This window comes from Chryseobacterium sp. 14P4.3.2, from assembly GCF_057799275.1.
This window is the reverse complement of record NZ_JBYOKO010000072.1, coordinates 1-569: the sequence shown is the minus strand read 5'-3', so window position 1 is coordinate 569 and position 569 is coordinate 1. Positions and strand designations below refer to the sequence as shown.

Annotated in this window: 1 pseudogene; it reads right to left on the bottom strand. The window is 43.2% G+C overall.

Going from position 1 to position 569, the window contains the following annotated elements:
• Positions 1–569: pseudogene (locus tag AC27VX_RS23845) on the bottom strand (RHS repeat-associated core domain-containing protein); the annotation flags it as partial.

Here is a 569-nt window from a genome sequence, read left to right as displayed (position 1 = left end):
TCTGTTGGGGAGTGCCTGTAAAATCCAGCTTGGATTCGGTATGGGTATAGCCTCCCAAATGGTTGATAGAATGAATGCCAATCACTCTTCCTTTGGTATCATAGTAGGTGTAAGTTTTTGTCCAGCTGTCATCCTCAATATTTTTCACAAGACTAAGAACAGGAAGTCCTTTGGTACTTCTTCCATCAGCGGTTGGGTTTTCGGTTAAGACAGGTTCTCCCAGAATACTTGAAGGGAAAGGAGGATTAAAACTATACTGCTGAGGATAAGAATCGTAATAGGTAACAGACAGCAGAGTGTCCAGGCCCCAATGCATATTGGTATAATAATAAGGCATTCCGTTTGCCGTCAGGGGGGTATTGTCCCTGCCTTCAATAATAGCCCCGCCACTGATCTGGTTCTGCATTCCGATTCTGGTATTATCAGCCTTTAGTATTCCTGTATAGATAGGTCTTCCCAATAGATCATATTTAGAGATGATCCAGCTGGATGAAGCTCTCTGGTTAGCATCCTGAGAAAGGATCAGTCTGTCGGCTTTATCATACACCATATATTCCCAGCCTTTACCT